Source organism: Pseudomonas sp. MPDS, assembly GCF_013283895.1.
Taxonomy (GTDB): Bacteria; Pseudomonadota; Gammaproteobacteria; order Pseudomonadales; family Pseudomonadaceae; genus Aquipseudomonas; species Aquipseudomonas rhizophila.
The window spans coordinates 2,825,561-2,845,428 of the sequence record NZ_CP054128.1 but is presented as its reverse complement, the minus strand read 5'-3'; the positions used below and the strand labels follow the sequence as shown (position 1 = coordinate 2,845,428).

The 19,868-nt window shown below is 60.0% G+C and carries 19 protein-coding genes; 8 read left to right on the top strand and 11 right to left on the bottom strand.

What is annotated here, in order from left to right; genetic code table 11:
* Positions 1 to 238 precede the first annotated feature (238 nt).
* From HQ912_RS12510 to HQ912_RS12490, 5 genes are all read right to left on the bottom strand, one after another.
* Positions 239 to 1,849 carry a gamma-glutamyltransferase family protein gene (locus HQ912_RS12510; RefSeq protein ID WP_047225543.1) on the bottom strand — a complete coding sequence of 537 codons (1,611 nt, stop codon included), beginning with the start codon at positions 1,847 to 1,849 and terminating at the stop codon, positions 239 to 241.
* 61 nt (positions 1,850 to 1,910) lie between these two features.
* A complete protein-coding gene (locus tag HQ912_RS12505; protein ID WP_047225542.1) occupies positions 1,911 to 2,690 on the bottom strand; it encodes an amino acid ABC transporter ATP-binding protein in 780 nt (259 codons plus the stop codon).
* A 2-nt stretch (positions 2,691 to 2,692) separates the two neighbouring features.
* Positions 2,693 to 3,469, bottom strand: coding sequence for an amino acid ABC transporter permease (locus HQ912_RS12500; protein WP_047225541.1), 777 nt, complete (start codon positions 3,467 to 3,469; stop codon positions 2,693 to 2,695).
* Positions 3,470 to 3,480: 11 nt separating this feature from the next.
* Positions 3,481 to 4,287, bottom strand: coding sequence for an ABC transporter substrate-binding protein (locus tag HQ912_RS12495; RefSeq protein ID WP_173406846.1), 807 nt, complete (start codon positions 4,285 to 4,287; stop codon positions 3,481 to 3,483).
* Positions 4,288 to 4,363: 76 nt separating this feature from the next.
* The gene (locus HQ912_RS12490) at positions 4,364 to 5,032 is read right to left on the bottom strand and encodes a GntR family transcriptional regulator (protein ID WP_047225539.1); all 669 of its coding nucleotides are present in this window, start codon (positions 5,030 to 5,032) and stop codon (positions 4,364 to 4,366) included.
* Between the two features lie 373 nt (positions 5,033 to 5,405).
* Here HQ912_RS12490 and HQ912_RS12485 point away from each other — a divergent pair, with 373 nt between their 5' ends.
* Both HQ912_RS12485 and HQ912_RS12480 read left to right on the top strand, forming a co-directional pair.
* Entirely contained in the window at positions 5,406 to 6,086 is a 681-nt protein-coding gene (locus HQ912_RS12485) for a peptidoglycan-binding domain-containing protein (protein WP_076384156.1), read from the top strand.
* Positions 6,087 to 6,142: 56 nt separating this feature from the next.
* Complete coding sequence (locus HQ912_RS12480) at positions 6,143 to 7,996, top strand: protein Hnh (protein ID WP_223194322.1); 1,854 nt, start codon at positions 6,143 to 6,145, stop codon at positions 7,994 to 7,996.
* Here the strand turns inward: HQ912_RS12480 and HQ912_RS12475 are convergent.
* The 4 genes from HQ912_RS12475 to HQ912_RS12460 form a co-directional block, all read right to left on the bottom strand.
* On the bottom strand, positions 7,991 to 8,635 hold the full coding sequence (locus tag HQ912_RS12475; protein ID WP_173406845.1) for a hypothetical protein: 645 nt from the start codon (positions 8,633 to 8,635) through the stop codon (positions 7,991 to 7,993). The two genes, HQ912_RS12480 and HQ912_RS12475, sit on opposite strands and share 6 nt — an antisense overlap.
* Before the next feature lie 198 nt (positions 8,636 to 8,833).
* Positions 8,834 to 9,241: a VOC family protein gene (locus HQ912_RS12470; RefSeq protein WP_047225536.1), complete on the bottom strand. Its 408-nt coding sequence runs from the start codon at positions 9,239 to 9,241 to the stop codon at positions 8,834 to 8,836.
* A 22-nt stretch (positions 9,242 to 9,263) separates the two neighbouring features.
* Positions 9,264 to 9,689 (bottom strand): YciI family protein, encoded by a 426-nt coding sequence (locus tag HQ912_RS12465; protein ID WP_047225535.1) that lies wholly within the window; start codon positions 9,687 to 9,689, stop codon positions 9,264 to 9,266.
* Positions 9,690 to 9,898: 209 nt separating this feature from the next.
* Positions 9,899 to 10,840: a helix-turn-helix domain-containing protein gene (locus tag HQ912_RS12460; RefSeq protein ID WP_047225534.1), complete on the bottom strand. Its 942-nt coding sequence runs from the start codon at positions 10,838 to 10,840 to the stop codon at positions 9,899 to 9,901.
* A 243-nt stretch (positions 10,841 to 11,083) separates the two neighbouring features.
* Between HQ912_RS12460 and HQ912_RS12455 the strand changes: the two genes are divergently transcribed.
* The gene (locus tag HQ912_RS12455; RefSeq protein ID WP_173406844.1) at positions 11,084 to 11,848 is read left to right on the top strand and encodes an SDR family NAD(P)-dependent oxidoreductase; all 765 of its coding nucleotides are present in this window, start codon (positions 11,084 to 11,086) and stop codon (positions 11,846 to 11,848) included.
* Positions 11,849 to 12,175: 327 nt separating this feature from the next.
* Entirely contained in the window at positions 12,176 to 12,433 is a 258-nt protein-coding gene (locus HQ912_RS12450; RefSeq protein ID WP_047225532.1) for an Atu4866 domain-containing protein, read from the top strand.
* 118 nt (positions 12,434 to 12,551) lie between these two features.
* Here the strand turns inward: HQ912_RS12450 and HQ912_RS12445 are convergent, their stop codons facing one another.
* Positions 12,552 to 14,543 carry a sigma-54 interaction domain-containing protein gene (locus HQ912_RS12445; RefSeq protein ID WP_173406843.1) on the bottom strand — a complete coding sequence of 664 codons (1,992 nt, stop codon included), beginning with the start codon at positions 14,541 to 14,543 and terminating at the stop codon, positions 12,552 to 12,554.
* A gap of 194 nt (positions 14,544 to 14,737) precedes the next feature.
* Here HQ912_RS12445 and HQ912_RS12440 point away from each other — a divergent pair, with 194 nt between their 5' ends.
* The 3 genes from HQ912_RS12440 to HQ912_RS12430 all read left to right on the top strand — a co-directional run bounded on the left by HQ912_RS12440 (position 14,738) and on the right by HQ912_RS12430 (position 17,554).
* A complete protein-coding gene (locus HQ912_RS12440; RefSeq protein WP_173406842.1) occupies positions 14,738 to 15,760 on the top strand; it encodes a Gfo/Idh/MocA family oxidoreductase in 1,023 nt (340 codons plus the stop codon).
* Positions 15,757 to 16,548 (top strand): TIM barrel protein, encoded by a 792-nt coding sequence (locus HQ912_RS12435; RefSeq protein ID WP_173406841.1) that lies wholly within the window; start codon positions 15,757 to 15,759, stop codon positions 16,546 to 16,548. The genes HQ912_RS12440 and HQ912_RS12435 overlap by 4 nt, the downstream gene beginning before the upstream one ends.
* 79 nt (positions 16,549 to 16,627) lie before the next feature.
* Complete coding sequence (locus HQ912_RS12430) at positions 16,628 to 17,554, top strand: sugar ABC transporter substrate-binding protein (RefSeq protein WP_173406840.1); 927 nt, start codon at positions 16,628 to 16,630, stop codon at positions 17,552 to 17,554.
* 103 nt (positions 17,555 to 17,657) lie between these two features.
* Here the strand turns inward: HQ912_RS12430 and HQ912_RS12425 are convergent, their stop codons facing one another.
* Positions 17,658 to 18,533: a LysR family transcriptional regulator gene (locus HQ912_RS12425; protein ID WP_047225528.1), complete on the bottom strand. Its 876-nt coding sequence runs from the start codon at positions 18,531 to 18,533 to the stop codon at positions 17,658 to 17,660.
* Positions 18,534 to 18,632: 99 nt separating this feature from the next.
* Between HQ912_RS12425 and HQ912_RS12420 the strand changes: the two genes are divergently transcribed.
* Positions 18,633 to 19,802 (top strand): mandelate racemase/muconate lactonizing enzyme family protein, encoded by a 1,170-nt coding sequence (locus tag HQ912_RS12420; protein ID WP_047225527.1) that lies wholly within the window; start codon positions 18,633 to 18,635, stop codon positions 19,800 to 19,802.
* Positions 19,803 to 19,868: the final 66 nt, after the last annotated feature.

Genomic DNA, 19,868 nt, shown 5'->3' with positions numbered 1-19,868 from the left:
CAGCGCTCCCTGCGCCACAGTGGCGAGATTGAATGACTGATTGCCAGGCAATATGCCAGTGAGCCTTCGGTGTATAGCGTCCAGAGGGTTTTTTCAATCGTTTTTATTCACTTGAGTGCTATCACGACGCAATGAGTGTTTCATCGGTCATGGAGTGTTGCCTGCGGCGGCGCTCGTCCTCCCGGGTTCTCAACCATACGCCCCGGGAGTCCCTGCAAGCACGGCCGGTTCATCGTGCCTACCACACAGCAATATGAGAATCCGCCCTGGGCTCGGTGCCGCCGCACAGGACACCGCTGACCGGGTCGCGGAGAATGATCTGGCCTCGTCCGTAATCAGTCCGGTCACTGGCGATCTGCACTTCATGACCGCGCCGCGCCAAGGCATTGGCCAAGTCGCCGGAGGCACCCTGCTCGATGCCAACTTTCATCTCACCAAGCCACTGCCAGCGCGGAGCGTCCAGCGCCGCTTGCGGGTTCAGGCCGAAGTCCACCAGGTTCATCACCATCTGCACATGGCCTTGGGGCTGCATGTAACCGCCCATCACGCCGAAAGGGCCAAGGGCCTGGCCATTCTGGGTGAGGAAACCAGGGATGATGGTGTGAAAAGTCTTCTTGCCCGGGACCAGGCAATTGGCGTGGCTCGGATCCAGGCTGAATTCCTGTCCGCGATTCTGCAAGGCAATCCCGCTGTCAGGCAGCACCACGCCAGAGCCAAATCCGTGGTAGTTGCTCTGGATGAACGAGACCATGTTGCCTTCCCCGTCAGCGGTCGCCAGGTACACCGTGCCGCTGGCGTGGGGATCGCCGGGTTTGGGTGCCTGGGCCTGTTCACTGATCTGGGCGCGACGGCAGGCGCTGTACTCCTCGCTCAACAGGTCAGTCACCGCCACACGCATGTGCAGAGGGTCGGTGATGTAGTGCAGGCCGTCGCTGTAGGCCAACTTCATGGCCTCCAGTTGGCGATGCCAGGTCTGCTGGCTGTCGCGGTGATCGAAGCTGAAGCCCTCCAGTATTTTCAGCGCCATCAAGGCCACCAGCCCCTGTCCGCTCGGCGGGATTTCCCAGACATCGACGCCTCGATAGTTGACGTGGATCGGTGCCACCCATTGGGCGCGATAATCCTGCAGGTCCGTGGCACGAAGGTAGCCGCCGCTGGCCCGGGAGTGGGCATCCAGGCGTTCGGCCAAGGCGCCGCGATACAGGCTCTCGCAGCGGGTGGCAGCCAATTCTTCAAGGGTACGGGCCTGAGCCGGGTTGCGGAAAATCTCCCCGGCCCGTGGCGCGCGACCGTCAATCAGAAAAGTCTGGAACCAGGCATCCAGGACCTGATCACGATGAGGCGTGAATTCGTTCAAAGCGATCTGCCATTGATGGGCAACCACCGGCGACAGCGCAAAACCGTCCCGCGCCAGGCTGATCGCCGGCTGCAGCAACACGGCAAAGGGCAGCTTGCCAAAGCGTTGCGACAACTCGGCCCAGGCCGATGGGCAACCCGGGACGGTTACCGGTGTCCAGCCATAGAGCGGCATCTGTTCATGACCGGCCGTCTTGACCGCCTCGATACTCAGGGCCGCCGGTGCATGGCCGTTGCCGTTGAGGCCATGTAACTGACCCTTGCACCAGACCAAGGCAAAAGCATCGCCACCGATGCCACAACCCGTGGGCTCGACCACCGTCAGCGCCGCCGCCGTGGCGATGGCCGCATCAATGGCGTTGCCGCCCTTTTGCATGATCTCGATGCCCGCTTGGGCAGCCAGAGGCTGGGACGCGGCGACCATGCCCCGGCGGGCAAAAACGCTCTGGCGTTGCGACGGATAAGGGTACTCGTGAGCAGAAAATTTCAGCATGGCAAAGACTCTTCAACACAAGGATTCATTGGCGGGACTCAGGGCGAACACCCTGGAACGGTCATAACACGCGACTGAGGAAAGCCCGAGTTCGCGGGTGCGTGGGATGGCTGAAGATCTGCTCCGGCGGGCCTTGCTCAATGAGTTCACCTTGGTCCAGCACCACCACACGGTCTGCCACTTCGCGGGCAAAGCCCATTTCATGGGTGACCACGACCATGGTCATGCCTTCCTCTGCCAACGCTTTCATCACTTGCAGCACCTCGCCAACGGTTTCCGGGTCGAGGGCGCTGGTGGGTTCGTCGAACAGCATGGCCTGGGGTTTCATCGCCAGGGCCCGGGCAATCGCCACCCGTTGCTGCTGGCCGCCGGAGAGCATCGACGGGTAGTGGTTGGCCTTGTCCGCCAGACCGACCCGCTCCAGCAGCTTGCGGGCCTGTTCCAGCGCCGCGGCGCGAGGCATCCCGAGCACCTGGATCGGCGCCTCGATGATGTTCTCCAGGGCCGTCATGTGGGGGAACAGGTTGAAGCGCTGAAACACCATGCCGATGTCCCGGCGCTGGCGGGCGATGTTGCGCTCCGACTCACGCACCAGGCTGCCGTCAGCCCGCTCGCGATAGCCCATGGCCCGGCCATTGACGCGGATGCGCCCGCCCTGGATGTCTTCCAGCAGATTGATGCAGCGGATAAAGGTGGTCTTGCCCGAGCCGGAGGCACCGATCAGCACCACCACTTCGCCGCGCCGTACTTGCAGGGATATGCCCTTGAGGATCTGCAGCTCGCCAAAGGACTTGTGCACATCCAGCGCCTCGATGATCAGCTCTTCACTTTTGTGCGCCATGGCTAACGTGCCCTCAACAGGTTCAGGGTGCTGCGACCGAACATCCGCGTCGACGCCGGCGGTGGTGACGAGGGTCGGTCCGATTGGCCGAAACGGGCTTCCAGCCAGCGCTGGAAAAAGCCCCAGAGAGTGGTCAACAAGAGGAAATAGATCGCCACCACCAGGTACAACTCGAACACCCGGAACGTCGCCGACGTGACCATCTGGGTACTGAGCAACAGCTCCTGTACGCCGATCACACTGACCAACGTGGTGTTCTTGAGCATCACGTTGAACTCGTTGCCCAGTGGCGGGACGATGACCCGGAAAGCCTGGGGCAAGACAATGCGGCGCATCAGCTTGGCGAACGTCATGCCCAGGGAACGCCCGGCTTCGTACTGGCCCTTGTCCACCGCGCCGATGCCGGCCCGGATGATCTCGGCCATATAGGCACCTTCGTTGAGCCCCAGGGCAATGATCGCCGCCTGGATATTGCCGGGAATCACCAGGCCGAACAGATCGATGTCTTCGAAGCGGAAAATCCCCCCTGCCGCCAGTGCTGTATAGAGAAAGACAATCTGCACCAGCAACGGCGTGCCCCGCATCAGCCACACATAAAAACGCACCGGTAGATGCAGCAACGGATTGCTCGACAACCGTAGCAACGCCGCGGCCAGTCCCAGGAAGCAGCCCAGCAGCATCGCCAACACACTGATCACGCAGGTCAGCCAGAGCCCGGTGAGGTAAACATCACTGGGCTGCAACAGGTACTGCCAAAACACATCCCAATTGAAGTTCATCAACGCTCACCTCAATCAAGAGTGTCACTGGCGACATGCCATTTGCTGAGCAGTTGGCTGTAGCTGCCATCACTGCGCATGTCGTTGATCACCTGCTGCACTGCGGCGCTCAGTTGCGTGTCGTCCTTGCGAAGACCCAGTCCGGTAAGAATCCGGCTGAAGGCAGGCACCCCTTCCTCAAACAAATCGGGGGCCATGGTGGCGTAATAACCGGCGGTTTCCACCGTGGTGCCGTAGGCATCGACCTGGCTGATGCGCAAGGCCTGGAATGCATCGGTATCGGTGTTGTAGACCACCAGTTTCATTCCAGGCTTGCCAGCCTTGGCCAGCGCTTCATTCTCGGCGTCGAGCAGGGTCTTGATGGTGGAGCCATTGAGCACCGCGACTTTATGCCCGAACAGGTCCGACAGCGTCTTGATTGCCTTCGGATTACCCTTGGGCACGACCACCGCCTGGCTGGAGTACATGTAGTTGACGATATCGATCACCTCACGGCGCTCGGGCTTGTCAAACAACTGGTCGACGATCATGTCGCACTGCTTGGCGAGCAAAGCCGGGAGCAGCCCGGAAAAGGGAATCACCCGCCACTCGACTTTCTTGTCGCCCAGCCGCTTGGCGATTTCCAGGCCCAGGTCAACGGTCAAGCCCCTGGGTTTCTGCGCTTCATCGAAGGACACCAGGGGCGGCGAATCCATGCCTGAGCAATAGACGAGTTTTTCGACCTTGAGCAAGCGCTCCGGAACAACGGGCGCGGCAACCGCCCACTGCGCACAGAATCCCAAGGATAGGGCGGCAACCAACAGGCGAGGCTTATGCATGACCAGACACTCCAGTTCAGTTAGTAACGGGCAGTACTCAAAGTCAAAACAACGGCAGGCGCGGGGCCCGCTCTGGTTATTTTTTCGATTGCAGAAATTGGATCAACTCAGGAACGGTGCCTTCGATGTGCGCGCGCACCACTGCCTCGGCCTTATCGGCGTCGCCAGTACGAATCGCCTCAAGAATCACCGCGTGTTCCTGGCGCGCACTCAGCGGTTTTTCCACGTGCTCAAGCCATAGGCGCATGGGCGCCTCGATCAAGGAATAGAGGGCACTGATCTGCTTCAGCAACCGGGGACGACCGCTGAGGCTGCACAGGTATTCATGAAAGGCGCGATGCCGGCTGACCCACTCGGCGCTTTCCTCGCGGTAATCGTCCATCTCGTCCAGCAGACGCTCCAAGGCTGCCAATTGGCGCTCGCCTATCCTGGCTACCGCGACACGGATCGCCAGGCCTTCGAGGACGCTGCGCATCTCGAAGACTTCGTGCAGCTCATCGATATCCAGGCCACTGACAACGGCCCCGCGATTGGGTCTAAGGGTCACCAGGCCCTGGGCGTCCAATCGACGGAACGCCTCGCGCACCGGCATCCGGCTCATACCGATCTCGCTGGCGATGTCTTCAGCGATCAGCCGGTCACCCTTGCGCAATCGTCCCCCGCAAATGGCGTCCAGCAGGAAGTTGTAAGCCTCCTCCTCGGCCGTCATCGACGGGCGCCCAACGTAACTCGGAGCGAATTGCATGGCAGCACCTTTTGAATTTTTGTATCCAATTATCCATAAATTCAAAAGGCAGAATGCGTGCCAACTGAATGGATCGATGTGCAAGTGATTGATTTGAAGGAAAGGGTCTTGCTATGGGGCGTGCATGGGCCCGGCGTCAATTGGGTAGACGTGCTACCAAATGGCTCAAGCGACGCCCATTAGTGTGCACAGTGGTAGCCAGGTAACACTCAATCAGCCAGCCCTGGGAGTGTCCGAAGGTGACTCACCAAACAGCGCTCGGTAATGACCTTCCAAAACGGCCATAACCTACTAAGGTTTTAATCGCCTGCTGAATCGGCGCGATTGCGCCCCCAGATGACCACCGTGCGACTTCCAGGGAAGGAGAAACCGTATGAATGCCAGATCGGACCCGGGCGGTGACGGCATCGTCCTTATACTGGGGGCCACCGAAAGCGTCGACAGTGTGGCCTACGCCTACGGGCATGCGCGCGAGACACTCTGGGATCACCCGCGCAATGCCGATCTGCGCCGTCAACACCCGGACGGGACGGCGCTCGCGGCGGGTGATTCGTTGTTCGTCCCGCCGCGTGTGAAAGCGACCTTCGAACAGAACGCCACCGGGCAAAGACACACCTTCCGCGTACTGAACACCCCTGCCATGCTCAGGTTTCGCCCTTATGCCCTCGCCGGACAGGGCCTGGCCCGGCACTTTCAGGTACTGCGCGGTGACACGCTGCTGGGCAGTGGCGAAGCCGAAGCCAACGGCGATATCGTCTGGCCTCTGGAGCCCACCGCCGACGACATCACCGTGCGCGTAACCTTTGACGGCTTCTCCCGCGACTATCATCTGAGGCTGCGCGCGCTCGACCCGATCAGTACCCTCAAAGGCGTGCAGCAGCGTCTGCGTGGCCTTGGCTACTTCAACGGCGACTGCGATGGTCAGATGGATGACGCGACCCGTGTGGCCATCGGTGCGTTCAAGATGCAGGCCGGATTGCCCGACGACAATGACTTACTCGGCGATGCCGTACGCACCGCGCTCCACGGCTACCACGGCGAGGCCCCCGTATGATCAGGGTTCGCAAAACGCCTACGGCCCCTCCCGCGCTACAGCGCTCGCACGATGCCATGAAAAACAACGTCCTGCAGGCTGTCCAGGCTGGCGCTTCGGTGGTCCTCTGCACCAAAGGCACCAACACCGCCAAAACAAAAAGTGTTCCCAAAGGCTCGGTGAAGGTCGTCATCGATGACGACCAATACAAACCGCCCCACGCCAAAGCGCTGCTCAAGGTCGACCAATATGGCAAGTGCGCCTTTTGCGAGGCACGCTTCATGGACACCGCAGGCGGGGATGTTGAACATTTCCGGCCGAAAAAACGCCACGACGGTTTCGTTCCAGTGAACGACAAGGCAATGGATAACCTCGGTTATTTTCAGTACGTGTACGACTGGAGCAACCACTTGTGGTCATGCAAGGAGTGCAACGAGACCTACAAGAAGAACTACTTTGACGTGATACCGGACAACCTGGCGCAACCGCCGCCGAGACTGGAAGACTTCAACACCGAGGATGAGTTCTGGGACGCCATTGGCGAATGGGGCCGGTTTAGGCCACCGCGCCACGACGCGTGGGACGACCCGCACAACGCCGAGAAACCGGTGTTGATCAATCCTGTCACCGAGAATCCCCGCGAGCACATCAACTTCAATTGCGCGACAGGACTGGCCATCCCCGCCCCTCTGAATGACCTCAACCAACAAATGCAGCCCACCAGCGACAGGGGTGGCAAGAATATCCTTGTGCTCGGTCTGAACCGCAAGGAGCTTGTGTTCGCCCGCATGCGGCATCTGACAATGTTGCGAGGCGTTTTTCTGGAGATGACCCACAGCCTCGACCTGACAATCGAATTCCTGAAATGGCAACGTGGAGAAGAGTGGTTCAAGACCTTGCAGGAACCGACATTGCGCCACCTGGTGAAATACCCCGACGCTTATCAGGTATCGGACAATCCAACGCGCTGCGCTATCGAGTTTTTGTTCTATTCGACAACGCCCCAGGCACCGTTCTCTGGATTGGCAATGGACGCCTTTGCCTGCTGGAGCCTGGAACTGGCTCGGCACGTGATGCAGTTGCGCGAGCACATCACTCAGCTGCAGGCCGCACAAAGCGGGATAGCCCCGGCCACCCGCAGCGTCCACGAACTCCCCCGGCTCAGTCTGCATGCGACCATCCTCGCTACCTACAAGGCGGACATGAAGGCGCTGCAAGCATTGCGCGACACCCTTGAGGTGTATGCTCCGCTATGGAATGCCGGCTTTGAGCAAACGCACATCGAATACGTCTGCCGGGATCGCCTGGAAAAAGTCATGGCTGAACACGCCCAATTTTTCCTGTGGCAAAAGAACTATACCCGTTACGACCCGGCTTTCGTCGCCGGCTATCTGACCCACGAACGCAACTTCCTGGATGTCTACAACGCCCTGGAAACCTATGAGTGCGACAAGAGTACGTGGAGCAATGCGATAGACGCGATGAGGCGAAACCTCAATAGATACGGGCCGGATCTCGCAGAAGACCTCACGCCCCATTGCAATCAGGTCGTCGCCCGACTCAAGGTGGTGACGCAAGCGTTCGACCAGGATCGAAACCTGACTAAGACACCGCCCTGGTGCAACGAAGTGGTCAAGATAGGACAGGATGCTGAACAGCTTACCGCTGAGCTCGACCGCCGTTGCCAAGCCTGTGGGAACGAAGATGCCAGCAACAGCACCACTGAAATGCGCACCACGCTGACGAAAATCGCCAACGCCGTCGCCAAGCTGAAAGCGGGCGACATTCCCCGAGAAGTGACGCCACTTGAATTGCCAGCCCCGCCGAAGCCCTGGATCACGCCAAAGGCCACCGGGCTGCGCAAGCGCGCCGGCATGCCCCAAGACCTGGACGCCGCGTGGAAGCACATTCGTTTGCGATCCAATTCATGAGCCGCGGCATCGCTCGACGGCACGCTGATCGAGTTTGGGAAACGTCACCTGACAGTTGCCGGGATCAACCCCTTCCGCTCTCGCCCGGCCGAGTTCGTCAAGCACACCGCTGCGCTGGGTCCCATTGGGCAGCACAATGACGTAGGGCTCCCCGCTGACGGGCTGCCCCTGCATATCCAGTAACTCGATCTCCACGAAGGTCAGCGCAACCGGTTCAAGTGGATTGACGGACTCGGACGAGGTTTTTACCCGCGCACGCTTGCGAGCCGCGGCGGACACCGGTGCAACAACCGCTTCCACAGCGACCGAGGCCGGTACGCGAACGGGCATCGGTCGTTGATGTGGATATAGGTAAGCACACAACTCGCCACTCGACAGCTTGCCCGCGACCTGATGACGAACCTCGTCATCGTCCAGCAGATGGACCAGAACCCCCTGGGCGGACAATAGCCCGCGCAGACGGGGTACTTCACCGGCCCCGGCAAAATGTCGGCGAACAAAGTGCTCTGCCTGCCATGGTTCACGCGCATCGATCCTGGTCGCCGGGCTTGCCTCTCGCAGCACGGACTGGCCATCAGCAAGGTTGGATCGAGTACCCAGCTCGATGCGATCGGCCCCGTCAAAAAAACAAATCCGCATAGGCTGCCAGTCCCGGGCAGGAGGATGAAAAGGCAGTGTAGATGATCCAGGCATCCCAACTCAGGGTGTGTTGCGAAACCCGGCGACCATTCGGAATGCCGCGCCAACCGGACAGGAGTTCCGGTCCAGGATGGCGCGCACCTTTGTACTGATCTTTTTCCGATAGATGTCCAGTAAACCGCTGCGAGATACAGCCGCTTATTTTCCCCCCTCGCAATTGACCATCCAGGCAATCCCGAAACGGTCTTCGAACATCGCAAAACGTTCCGCCCAAAAGGTCTTCGCCAGGGGCATCTGCACGGTGCCACCTGCACTCAAGCCATTGAACAGCCGTTCGGCCTCTTCCACGCTGTCGACGTTGAGGGAAACCGACACGCCTTGCGGCTGGCGATACGGCTGGCCTGGCGGGCAGTCGGAAGCCATCAGGCTGAAATTGCCCACGGTCAGGCAGGTGTGCATGATCAGGTCGGCGTCCTTGGGCATGCCGACGTCCTCCGGCGCCTCGGCAAAGGACATGGAAAACAGCTCGCCGCCAAGTACGTCCTTGTACAACGCAAAGGCTTCCTTGCAGCGGCCGTTGAAGGTCAGGTAAGGGATGATTTTCATGCTCGCAACTCCTGTAGTCGGCTCACGATTGATTGGACAACTGCGCCCGCAGACGCTCTTCCTGCTCGCGCAACTCGGGGGTAAAGCTCTCGCCAAAATCCTCGGCTTCGAAGATCTGGCGGATCTCGATTTCACTGTCACTGATCATCGGGTTCGGGCAGCGTTTGACCCAGTCGATGGCTTCCTGCAGCGACTGGACCTGGAAGATCCAGAAGCCGGCAATCAATTCCCTGGTTTGCGCAAAAGGCCCCTCGACGACGGTCCGGTTTTTGCCGGAAAACTGCACGCGCACACCCTTGGCACTGGGATGCAGCCCTTCTCCGGCGAGCATCACCCCGGCCTTGAGCAATTCTTCATTGTAGGCGCCCATGTCGGCGAGCAATTCTTCGCTGGGCATCTGTCCGGCTTCCGATTCCGGGCTGGCTTTGACGATCACCATAAATCGCATGCGCTTGTCTCCTGAGAGTGGATGGATTAAGCCGCCCTTGTGGTGGCTCTACGGACTAATCGGATGGCAAGGGTCGAAATCGACAGCCTGACGCAATTATTTTTTTGGCAGGCCGTTGCGGCTTCAGCCATGGATCACTCGGACCAACGGCGCAGCCTTTCACACCATCCGAATGAACACTGCAAACCGCAGAAACGCTTAAACAGCCGTCATGCCCGACGATAGACGCTGGGCGTGACCCCCACTTCGCGGCGAAACACCTGGGAAAAATGGCTGGGGCTCGAATAGCCGACCTCCAACCCGACATCGATGATGCTTCGGTCCGTCTCCAGCAGCAGATGCCGGGCGCGGCTCATGCGCAAGCGAATGAAGTACTGCGAGGGTGAAAGCCCGGTGGCGCGCTTGAACATGCGGCTGAAGTGGTACTCGCTCAGTTGCGCAACCCGCGCAAGGTTCGCGAGGCTGAAATCGGCGGCAAGCCCCTCGGTCATTGCCTCGATAACGCGGCGCAGTTTGTAGGCCTGCAACGCGTTGTTGCGCCGGGCACTGCGGTTTGGGTCAAGGTAGCGCCGCACCAAATGCACGGCCAGCGCCTGAGCCAGGCTGTGGGCAAACAAGGGGCTGGGCTGGCGCTCGTCGATGAGTTCCTGGCGCAGTTGCTCCAACAGGAAACTGATTCGTTCATCCCGGTCACCGGAAACATCGAGGAAGCTGACCGGGTCGGCGTGTTCGCCCAGTACCTCGCGCGCGGCTTGATCAATCAATGGCAGGCCGAGATACAGGTGCATCACCTCAAAAGCGTCGCAGCCTTGGGTCTGCCAGCGCATCTCGTAGGGTTCGCCAGTGTTGGTGAGAAAGAAGTCGCCGGTCTTGACGTCGGACGCGACCCATTCCCCACCCAGAACGCGCTCCTCGACCCGAGCCGCGCCCGCCAGCACCCACACCAGCAGAGGCTCGACCACCGCGGGCACCAGGATGGGCTCGACGATGCTGTGATGGCTGAACCGCAACATCACCACGTCCTGCATCTGCGGGCGCGGCGGTAACGTCTGCGGCGTTCCCGGCAAATAGTGCAGCATCGATTCGCCCGTAATGCGTTGAGCATCGCTGGCGAGGTTTTGCGGATCGGGTTGGTGCACAGGATGCTCCATCGACAAAGCCCTCTGACGAGGACTGGTGCCAACAGGATAACGCGGCGGCGGCCATGAGCAAGGTTGCGCGACAGACCGTGTGCGCCGCAGCCTCGCATGCTGGAGCAAAACCCCAACAGTCCAGGCAAGCCTGCGAAAGCCCGAACATGCACATTGAGAGACAGTGAAGCCGTCGATAACGACAGCGCCTCACGGGCGCGGAGCCGGCGAATGTCTCCTCGGCTCGCAACGCAGGAGAGCATCATGACTGATATCACCTACAGCATCCCCCACGAAGTCGCAGGCAAAGTCGCGCTGGTCACCGGCGCGGCCAGTGGCATCGGCAAAGCCATCGCACTGTTGCTGCACGCTCGTGGCGCCAAGGTCGTTGCTGAAGACCTGAACCCCGCCGTCGAAGAGCTCGCCCGTCCCGGGCTGGTGCCGCTGGTGGCGGACATCAGCGAAGACGGAGCCGCCGAGCGCGCGGTCGGCCTGGCCGTCGAGCAGTTCGGCCGGCTGGATATCCTGGTCAACAACGCCGGGATCATCATCAACAAGCTTGTCATCGACATGACCCGTGAAGACTGGGAGCGCATTCAGGCAGTCAACGCCACCGCGGCCTTCATGCATTGCCGCGAGGCGGTGAAAGCGATGATGCCCAACAGATCCGGGGCAATCGTCAACATCGCCTCTTACGCATCCTACTTCGCCTTTGCGACGATCGCAGCCTACACCGCGTCCAAGGGCGCGCTGGCCCAGTTGACCCGCACGCTGGCGCTCGAAGTGATCGAGCATGGCATCCGCGTCAATGCCATCGGCGTCGGCGATGTGGTGACCAACATCCTCAATGACGTGGTCGACGACGGCCCCGGCTTTCTGGCCAAACACGGCGAAGCGGCACCCATCGGCCGCGCTGCGCAGCCGGAGGAAATTGCCGAAATCGTCGCCTTCCTCGCCTCGGACCGCGCGAGTTTCATGGTCGGCTCGGTGGTTATGGCCGATGGCGGCATGACCGTCACCGCGGGCTAATGCGGCGTTGTCGCTGCACACCCCGGGGCAAGGATGCCCTCGGCCGGCGTCTGTTGACTTTGGTCTTGATCGATAAGCCGGTTCGGTGTCGGTTACGCCATACAGGATCAGGCAAACCCGCGACATTTTTGACATAACGGCCAAGCGGATCCACTCCCTAATCTGGACTCACGAAACGGATGACACCGGACGGCCCGGACAGGGCCATCCGAACTCGCTGTTCAAATGTGAGGGCAGAACATGAAAAGCATCAGCCGATTGTTGATCGGTACCGCTTTGAGCGCCGTTGTCGTCTCGGCTGATCTAACCGCAGAAGGAGAATGGAACATGCAACGTATTCAACCTACTACCGCCAGTCACCCCTACACCGGCATGTGGATCACCGCTGATGGGAATATTCGCCATGAGCTGTTGCCAAATGGGCGCTACGACGAGGCTCGCGGAAATCGCGAAAGCGCTTATCAGGGGCGTTACGAGGTGGAAGGCGATTACATCCGCTACTGGGACGACACGGGCTTCACTGCCGATGGAACGTTTCGGGACGGCGTCCTCTACCACGCCGGGATGGTCCTCTATCGCAAGTAACAGAGACGCCCGGCTCCTTTTGGCCGGGCGTTTCTCGTCTCGCCAGCATGAAGGATGCATAAAACCACCCTCGAGCGGAGACTGGTCGTCCGTTTCATCGCCAGCGTTGCACCACCGGCTAAGAACGAAACGCATCAACCTTGAGCCCATACCGACTCATCTTGTTGTACAACCCCCCACGCGACACATTCAGCCGTTGAGCCGCCAGGCGGATGTTTCCGCGCGTGTCTGTGAGGGCGGCAATGATTGCATTCATTTCATGGGTGCCAAGGTCCGGCGCCGTCCGAGGTTCAGGGACGCTCGCCCACGTCGATAGTCGCCCTCGCTGCCTGATCTCCAGCGCAAGATCGCTCGGCTGGATCAGTTCGCTCATCGCCAGGTTGGTCGCCCGTTCAATGACGTTTTCCAGCTCGCGAACATTGCCCGGCCAATCGTAGGCGCCAAGCATATCCAGCGCCACGGGAGAAAGGTCCTGCGTCGATTTGCGGAGCGACCGGGCACAACGCGCGAGAAAATGCCGCGCCAGCAACGGCACGTCTTCGCGGCGCATCCGCAGTGGCGGCACGGTCAGGTTCAGGACGTTGAGCCGGTAGTAAAGGTCCTCACGAAAGGCGCCCTCGGCCACCGCCTGGCTCAGGTTGCGGTGAGTGGCGGCAATGATGCGAACGTTGACCCGCAACGATTTTTTTGCCCCCACCCGTGTCACCTCGCCTTCCTGCAGGACGCGCAGCAAGCTGACCTGCGCATCAAAGGACATGTCACCGATTTCGTCGAGGAAAATCGTCCCGCCATCGGCCAATTCGAACTTGCCTGCCGAGCCACCGCGAGCCGATCCGGTGAAAGCGCCTTCGACATGACCGAACAGTTCGCTCTGCACCAGGTCACGGGGAATAGCGCCGCAATTGACCGCCACGAAAGGACCGCGACAACGGTCGCTGGCATTATGGATCGCCTGGGCGAACAGCTCCTTGCCTGTGCCGCTCTCGCCGAGGATCAGCGTGGTCGAATCACTGCGACTGGCGATCCGTGCCAGGTGCACTGCATCCTGAATCGCCCGTGAATGGCCCAGGATGGTTTCGAAGGTGTAGCTGGCCTGGGTGCCCATGATCCGCCGGGTGATTTCCCGAATGCGTCGGTTTTCGCGCAACGAAACAATCCGCCCGCCTTGTTCCAGCGGGCAGACCGACACCAGGCAGGCCAGATGGCTGTGGTCGTGCAGTTCAAAGGTGCAATCCAGGTCCCGTACGCCCTCCCCGCTGGCAAGCAGGACGGCATCGGTCAACTCACTTTGTCCCAGGCTCTTGAAGGGACTGCCGAGCAAGTCATGGCCTACGCGGAACAGCTGCCGGGCGTAATGGTTGAGCGCCTTGATGCAGCCCTGCTCATCCAATACCACCAAGCCCTCGTTGAGCACTTCAAGCACGGTTTGTTGCTCTTCCAGCAAGGTTTGCAGCGCCATCTGCCTCGAGACCGCCTCGGCCGCGGCCTGGACGGTGCCCAGCGTATGGAAGTGAAACCAGCCTGGCTCCGCCGTCAAGGTCAACATACCCAAGGTTCGGCCCTGGGCATCCCGGATAGGCGCGGCGGCGCAATGCATGCGGCGCTGGCGCAGGCCAAGCCCAAAGTTCTCCTCGGCTAGCACATAGACCAAACGGTCTTCGACGATCGCCAGCCCGGTGCAATTGGTGCCCTGTACCGACTCCAGCAGGCGACTGCCTATGGGGGTGAGGTCCAGGCCACAAAAGTACAAAGTCGTGCCTTGGGTATCGGTCAGATTGATATGGCCCTTGGGGTTGTAGGCGAGCAAACCGCGCATGACCTGCGCCGCCGCGGCGATCAGCACCCGGTTGGCTGCCAGTGTCGCGGCGAGGTCGTCGGGCGCGACAAAACGGTACTCACCGTCTTCCGGGTCAAGGCCGGCATGGACGCTGCGCAACCAGGACTCCCAAATCACCCGCCTGATTCCGGCAGGGCGATCGATTACCCCCTGCAAGCACGCTCGCCAGGCCTCATCCAGCGCAGTGCCGGGCCCTTCGTTCAACGACGCTGGGCCAAGCGCGGTGAGGTAATCGCGGTCTTCGGCGCTCAAGGCGGCAGGTTGCTGATTCATTATTCGGCCATATGTTCATATTTTCGACATGTCAGTATAGACATGTAATCAAAATGAACATGAATACAAACGACAATGAATAAAATCTGTTTAATATCAATGAGTTGATTATTGGCACAGCGCTTGCTCCCTGCTTATCCAGACGAGGACATTCTTAGCGCCGAGTCGTAAAAACAATAAAGGGAGTCATGTTCATGAGTACATCCAGGATCATCCGCCTTGGCCTTATCGGCGCCGGCCGCATGGGCAGTTTTCACGGCCTCACCGCCGCCCGTCACATCCCCGGCGCGTGCCTCGCTGCCATCGCCGACCCTACTCCCGGCCAGGCCGCGCGCCTGGCGGCAGAACTGGACGTGCAGAAGGTCTATGCCGATCCACAGCAACTGCTTGATGACCCGGACATCGACGCCGTGTTGATTGCCGCCCCGGCGCGCAGCCATGCCGAACTGGTGATCAGTGCGGCCCGGGCCGGCAAAGGTGTGTTCTGTGAAAAACCGATGGCGATCACCCTGGACGAAGCCGATCGCGCCATAGCTGCGGCTGCCGATGCACGGGTGACACTCCAGGTCGGCTTCAACCGGCGCTTTGCCAGAAGTTTCCGCACCGCTCATCTGGACGTGGTTGCCGGCCGGATCGGTACGCCACAACTGCTGCGCTCGCTGACCCGCGACCCGGCGCTGAACAACCCCGCCGCGTCACCGCAATGGGTGATCTTCCTCGAAACTTTGATCCATGACTTCGATACCCTGCGCTACCTGAATCCGGGCGCCGAAGCGGTTGAGGTTTTTGTCATGGCCGATGCCCTGATCGCACCGGACTACAAGGCCAAAGGATTTCTCGACACGGCGGTGGTCACGATCCGTTTCGACAACGGGGCCATCGCCACGGCCGAAGCGAATTTCCAGGCGGTCTATGGCTACGATGTCCGCGGCGAAGTGTTCGGCAGCGCTGGCATGCTGACCATGGGCAACGTCAACGACTCCGACCTGCTGCGGTACCTGGCCAATGGGGTTCAGGCCGACACCCAGCGCATGGACACCGACTTGCTGCGTGATGCCTATGTGGCTGAGCTCAACCACTTTGTCAGTTGCGTACGCAGTGGCGAAAAACCTCTGGCCAGCGGTGAAGACGCCCGGGCGGCACTGGCCATTGCTCGCGCTTGTATCGAGTCCTTCCAACTGGGCAAACCGGTGCGCGTACAAGGAGCTCATTCATGAGTTTCATACCGTTCAAACTGGCGATCAGCGCCGAGATGGTCTTTCTCGACCTGCCCTTTACCGAGCGGGTCAAACGCATCCACGCGCTGGGCTTCAGCGTCGAGATATGGAACTGGACGACCAAAGACATCCAGGCTCTCGTCGCGACTGGCGCGGATTTCACCTCCATGACCGGCTACATCTCGGGCAACCTGACCGATCCCGAGGGTATCCAGCAACTGCTCGACAGCGCCCAGGAATCTCTAGCCGTCGCAGCCCAATTGGGTTGCCCGTGCCTGAACCTGCACGGCACCGGCCTGGGTGATCAAGGATTGCCAGTCAAACCCGTTGCCCAGACCACCGGCCGCATGTGGTTGAGCGCCTGCAAGACACTGGAAAAAATCGCCCGCCTGGGCGAAGACGCGGGCCGGGTATTCCTGCTGGAAAACCTCAACACTGAAGTCGACCACCCGGGCACGCCTTTCGCCCGCGCTGACGATACCCTGGCACTGATCGAGGCCGTGGGCAGCCCGCACCTGAAGATGAACCTGGACCTCTATCACGCACAGATCGGCGAAGGAAACCTGATCGAACTGATCCAGCGCGCCGGCAGCGCCATCGGCGAAATCCAGGTCGCCGACGTCCCGGGCCGCATGGAACCCGGCACCGGTGAAATCCACTATCCCGCCATTGCCAGGGCCTTGTTCGGTATGGGATACAGCGGTGTCGTCGGCCTCGAAGGCTGGGCCAGCGGTGACAGCGAAGTCGCGCTTGAGCGTTTCAGACAGGCCTTCACGCTTGATGGATGAGGCCGGCACTGGATTCATTTAAAGCCCGCGGCAAATTTCTTGGTGACGTTCAACTCATAACAACAAAAGGAAAACCATCATGCGTCGTTGCACACTGCTTTTCGCCACCCTGCTATTGCTCTTGAGCCAATGGGCCGTCGCCGACTATCGCATCGGCGTCAGCATCGCCAGGGTCGACGACAACTTCATGACCTACGTGCGTAACGGCCTGGACGAGGCCGCGAAAAAGGAAAACGTGCAGATTCAATTCGAGGACGCCCAAGGCGATGTGGTGCGCCAACTCAACCAGGTCCAGGGTTTTATCAATCAGAAAGTGGATGCAGTCATTGTCCTGCCGGTGGACACCTCCGCCACAGCCAACATCACCCGCGCCGCGGTCGAAGCGAAGACGCCGCTGGTCTACGTCAACCGCCACCCGGACGAGCGCACCCTGCCCAAAGGCGTTGTCACCGTGGCGTCCAATGACATTGAGGCCGGACAACTGCAGATGCGTTACCTGGCCGAAAAGCTCGGGGGCAAGGGCAACCTGGCGATCATCATGGGCGACCTGGCGCAAAACGCCACCCACGACCGCACCGAAGGCGTCAAACAGGTGCTCAAGGATTATCCCGGGATCAAGATTGTCGAGCAGCAAAGTGCCGAGTGGCAGCGCAGCAAAGGGATGGACCTGACCAGCAACTGGTTGCTGGCTGGGAGCCGTTTCGATGCCATCGTCGCCAACAATGACGAGATGGCCATCGGTGCGGCCATGGCACTGCAACAGGCCGGCAAAGCCAAGGGCGAGATCGCGATTGTCGGCATCGACGGCTTGCCTGACGGCCTGGCGGCAATCAAGCGCGGGATGCTGGTCGCCTCGGTATTCCAGGACCCCAAGGCCCAAGCGACCAGCGCGGTGCAAGCAGCACTCAAGATGATCAAGGGAGAGCCGGTGGAAACGGACGTCTGGGTACCCTTTCAGTTGATCAAGCCTGAGCAATTGGCGGTGTTTGAACAACATTACAAGTAGCGAAAAGCTCAACACTTCGCCGCGATCCCGGCAAGGGATCAGCGGCGATTCACAACCCCAAACCCTATTGAGCAACACAGCGCGTCATATAAAACCCGCCGAGTCACTGCCCCACCCTGGCCCAGAATTCTTCGGCAGATGGACTGAGTGGCGCTACTGGACGGGTCAGATGAATTTCCAGCGGTATATCCCAGCTTTCGTCGAGCGCTCTGACCAGGCGCCCATCCAGTATTTCTTGCTCGGTGAGGCTCCTGGGCAACCAGGCCACGCCTTTGCTTTCCAGGGCCATGGACATTAGCACCGCTGCAAGGTGGCTGCTAAAAAGTGGTTTGAGGTGAAGGTAATCTTCTTTGCCACGCAGTCTGTGCGCGACGATACGCCCCAAACCGGATTCATGGGTGTAAGCGAGGTACGGCAATGCCGCAGGCGAGGTGCCGAAGTTAGCGCAGGCACTCGCAAGAGGAACGAGAACGTCTTCACCCACCTTCTTGCCGATGAACTGATCAGGGGCCAGTAGCGGTGGAACATCGGGATGGCGGTGGCAGAGCAGAAACTGAACCTGGCCATGTATCAGCATTTGCTCACAGGCAGCCATGCTGTCTGAGTGCAGTTGCACAGCCTCAATGGGGGCACCGTTCTCTGAGCTTCGCAGCCACTTGGGAAAAAATGTAAACGACAGGGAGTGAGTTGCCGCGAATTGAAGCGACTTGGCGGCCATTCCAGCAACCTCTTGAGCCTCGTTGCGCATTCTGTACAAGCGCCTGGCAGCCTCTTGGGCACTTGGCAAAATTTGCCTGCCGGCTTCAGTAAGCGTCGCTCCTTGAGGCGTTCGAACGAACAACTGCACCCCCATCCAACTCTCTAACGAGCGCACTCTGCGGCTGAATGCCGGCTGGGTAACGTGCCGCGCTTCAGCCGCCCGAACAAAGCTGCCGTACTCCGCAAGCGCTGAAAAATCTTCAAGCCAGACGAGTTCCAAGGGCCATGCCTCCTGTGCATAGGGTGCGGCATTAATAGCATTGGGCGGGTGCCATCGCAAAGCCTAACGTGGGCCTACAAACAACAAGAGGACCCCGTCATGCGCATCGTAGACATTCGTGAAAAAACTGTTTCCATTGCCTCCCCAATCGCTAACGCCTACATCGATTTTTCGAAAATGACCTGCTCGGTTGTCGCGGTCATCACTGATGTAATTCGTGATGGGAAGCCTGTCATTGGCTACGGTTTCAACTCCAATGGTCGCTATGGCCAGGGCGCACTGATGCGTGATCGTTTCCTGGCGCGTATCACGCAAGCGGATCCAGACACGCTCGTCGACCATGAAAACAACAACCTGGATCCGTTCGCCATCTGGAAAACCTTGATGACCAACGAAAAGCCAGGCGGCCATGGCGAGCGCTCTGTCGCCGTTGGCACCATCGACATGGCGGTATGGGATGCCGTCGCCAAGATTGAAGGCAAACCGCTGTATCGCCTGCTGGCCGACCGTTACCGTAACGGCGTGGCCGATGACAAGGTCTGGGTCTATGCAGCGGGCGGCTACTACTACCCTGGCAAAGACCAGACCAAGCTCAAGGCAGAAATGCAGAGCTATCTGGATCGTGGCTACGACGTCGTCAAGATGAAGATTGGTGCGGTACCGCTGGACGAAGATATCCGTCGCATCGAAGCGGTACTTGAAGTGGTTGGCGACGGCCGTCGGTTGGCGGTCGACGCCAATGGTCGTTTCGATCTTCAGACCGGTATTGCGTACGCTGAAGCCATCAAGAAGTACAACCTCTTCTGGTACGAAGAGGTTGGCGATCCGCTGGACTACGCACTCCAGGCCGAGCTTGCCAATCACTATGAACTGCCCATGGCTACCGGTGAAAACCTGTTCTCTCACCAGGATGCCCGTAACCTGCTGCGCCACGGTGGCATGCGCCCCGATCGCGACTACCTCCAGTTCGACTGTGCTCTGTCCTACGGGCTCGTGGAGTACATGCGCACCCTGAAGGTGATGGAAGAAATGGGTTGGTCTTCCCGCCGCGTAGTGCCCCATGGCGGTCACCAGATGTCCCTGAACATCGCAGCGGGTCTGCACCTGGGCGGCAACGAATCTTACCCGGATGTGTTCCAGCCGTTCGGCGGCTTCGCTGACGGCATCCGCGTGGAAAACGGCTATGTCGGTCTGCCGGATATTCCAGGTGTTGGCTTCGAGGCCAAGTCCGCTTTGTACGCAGTGATGCGTGAGTTGGGCGAAGGCTGATCAACCTCGATCTGCGGTCTCTTTGAAAGAGGCCGCAGCCCCCGGCGTCACCCACTGACGCCGAGC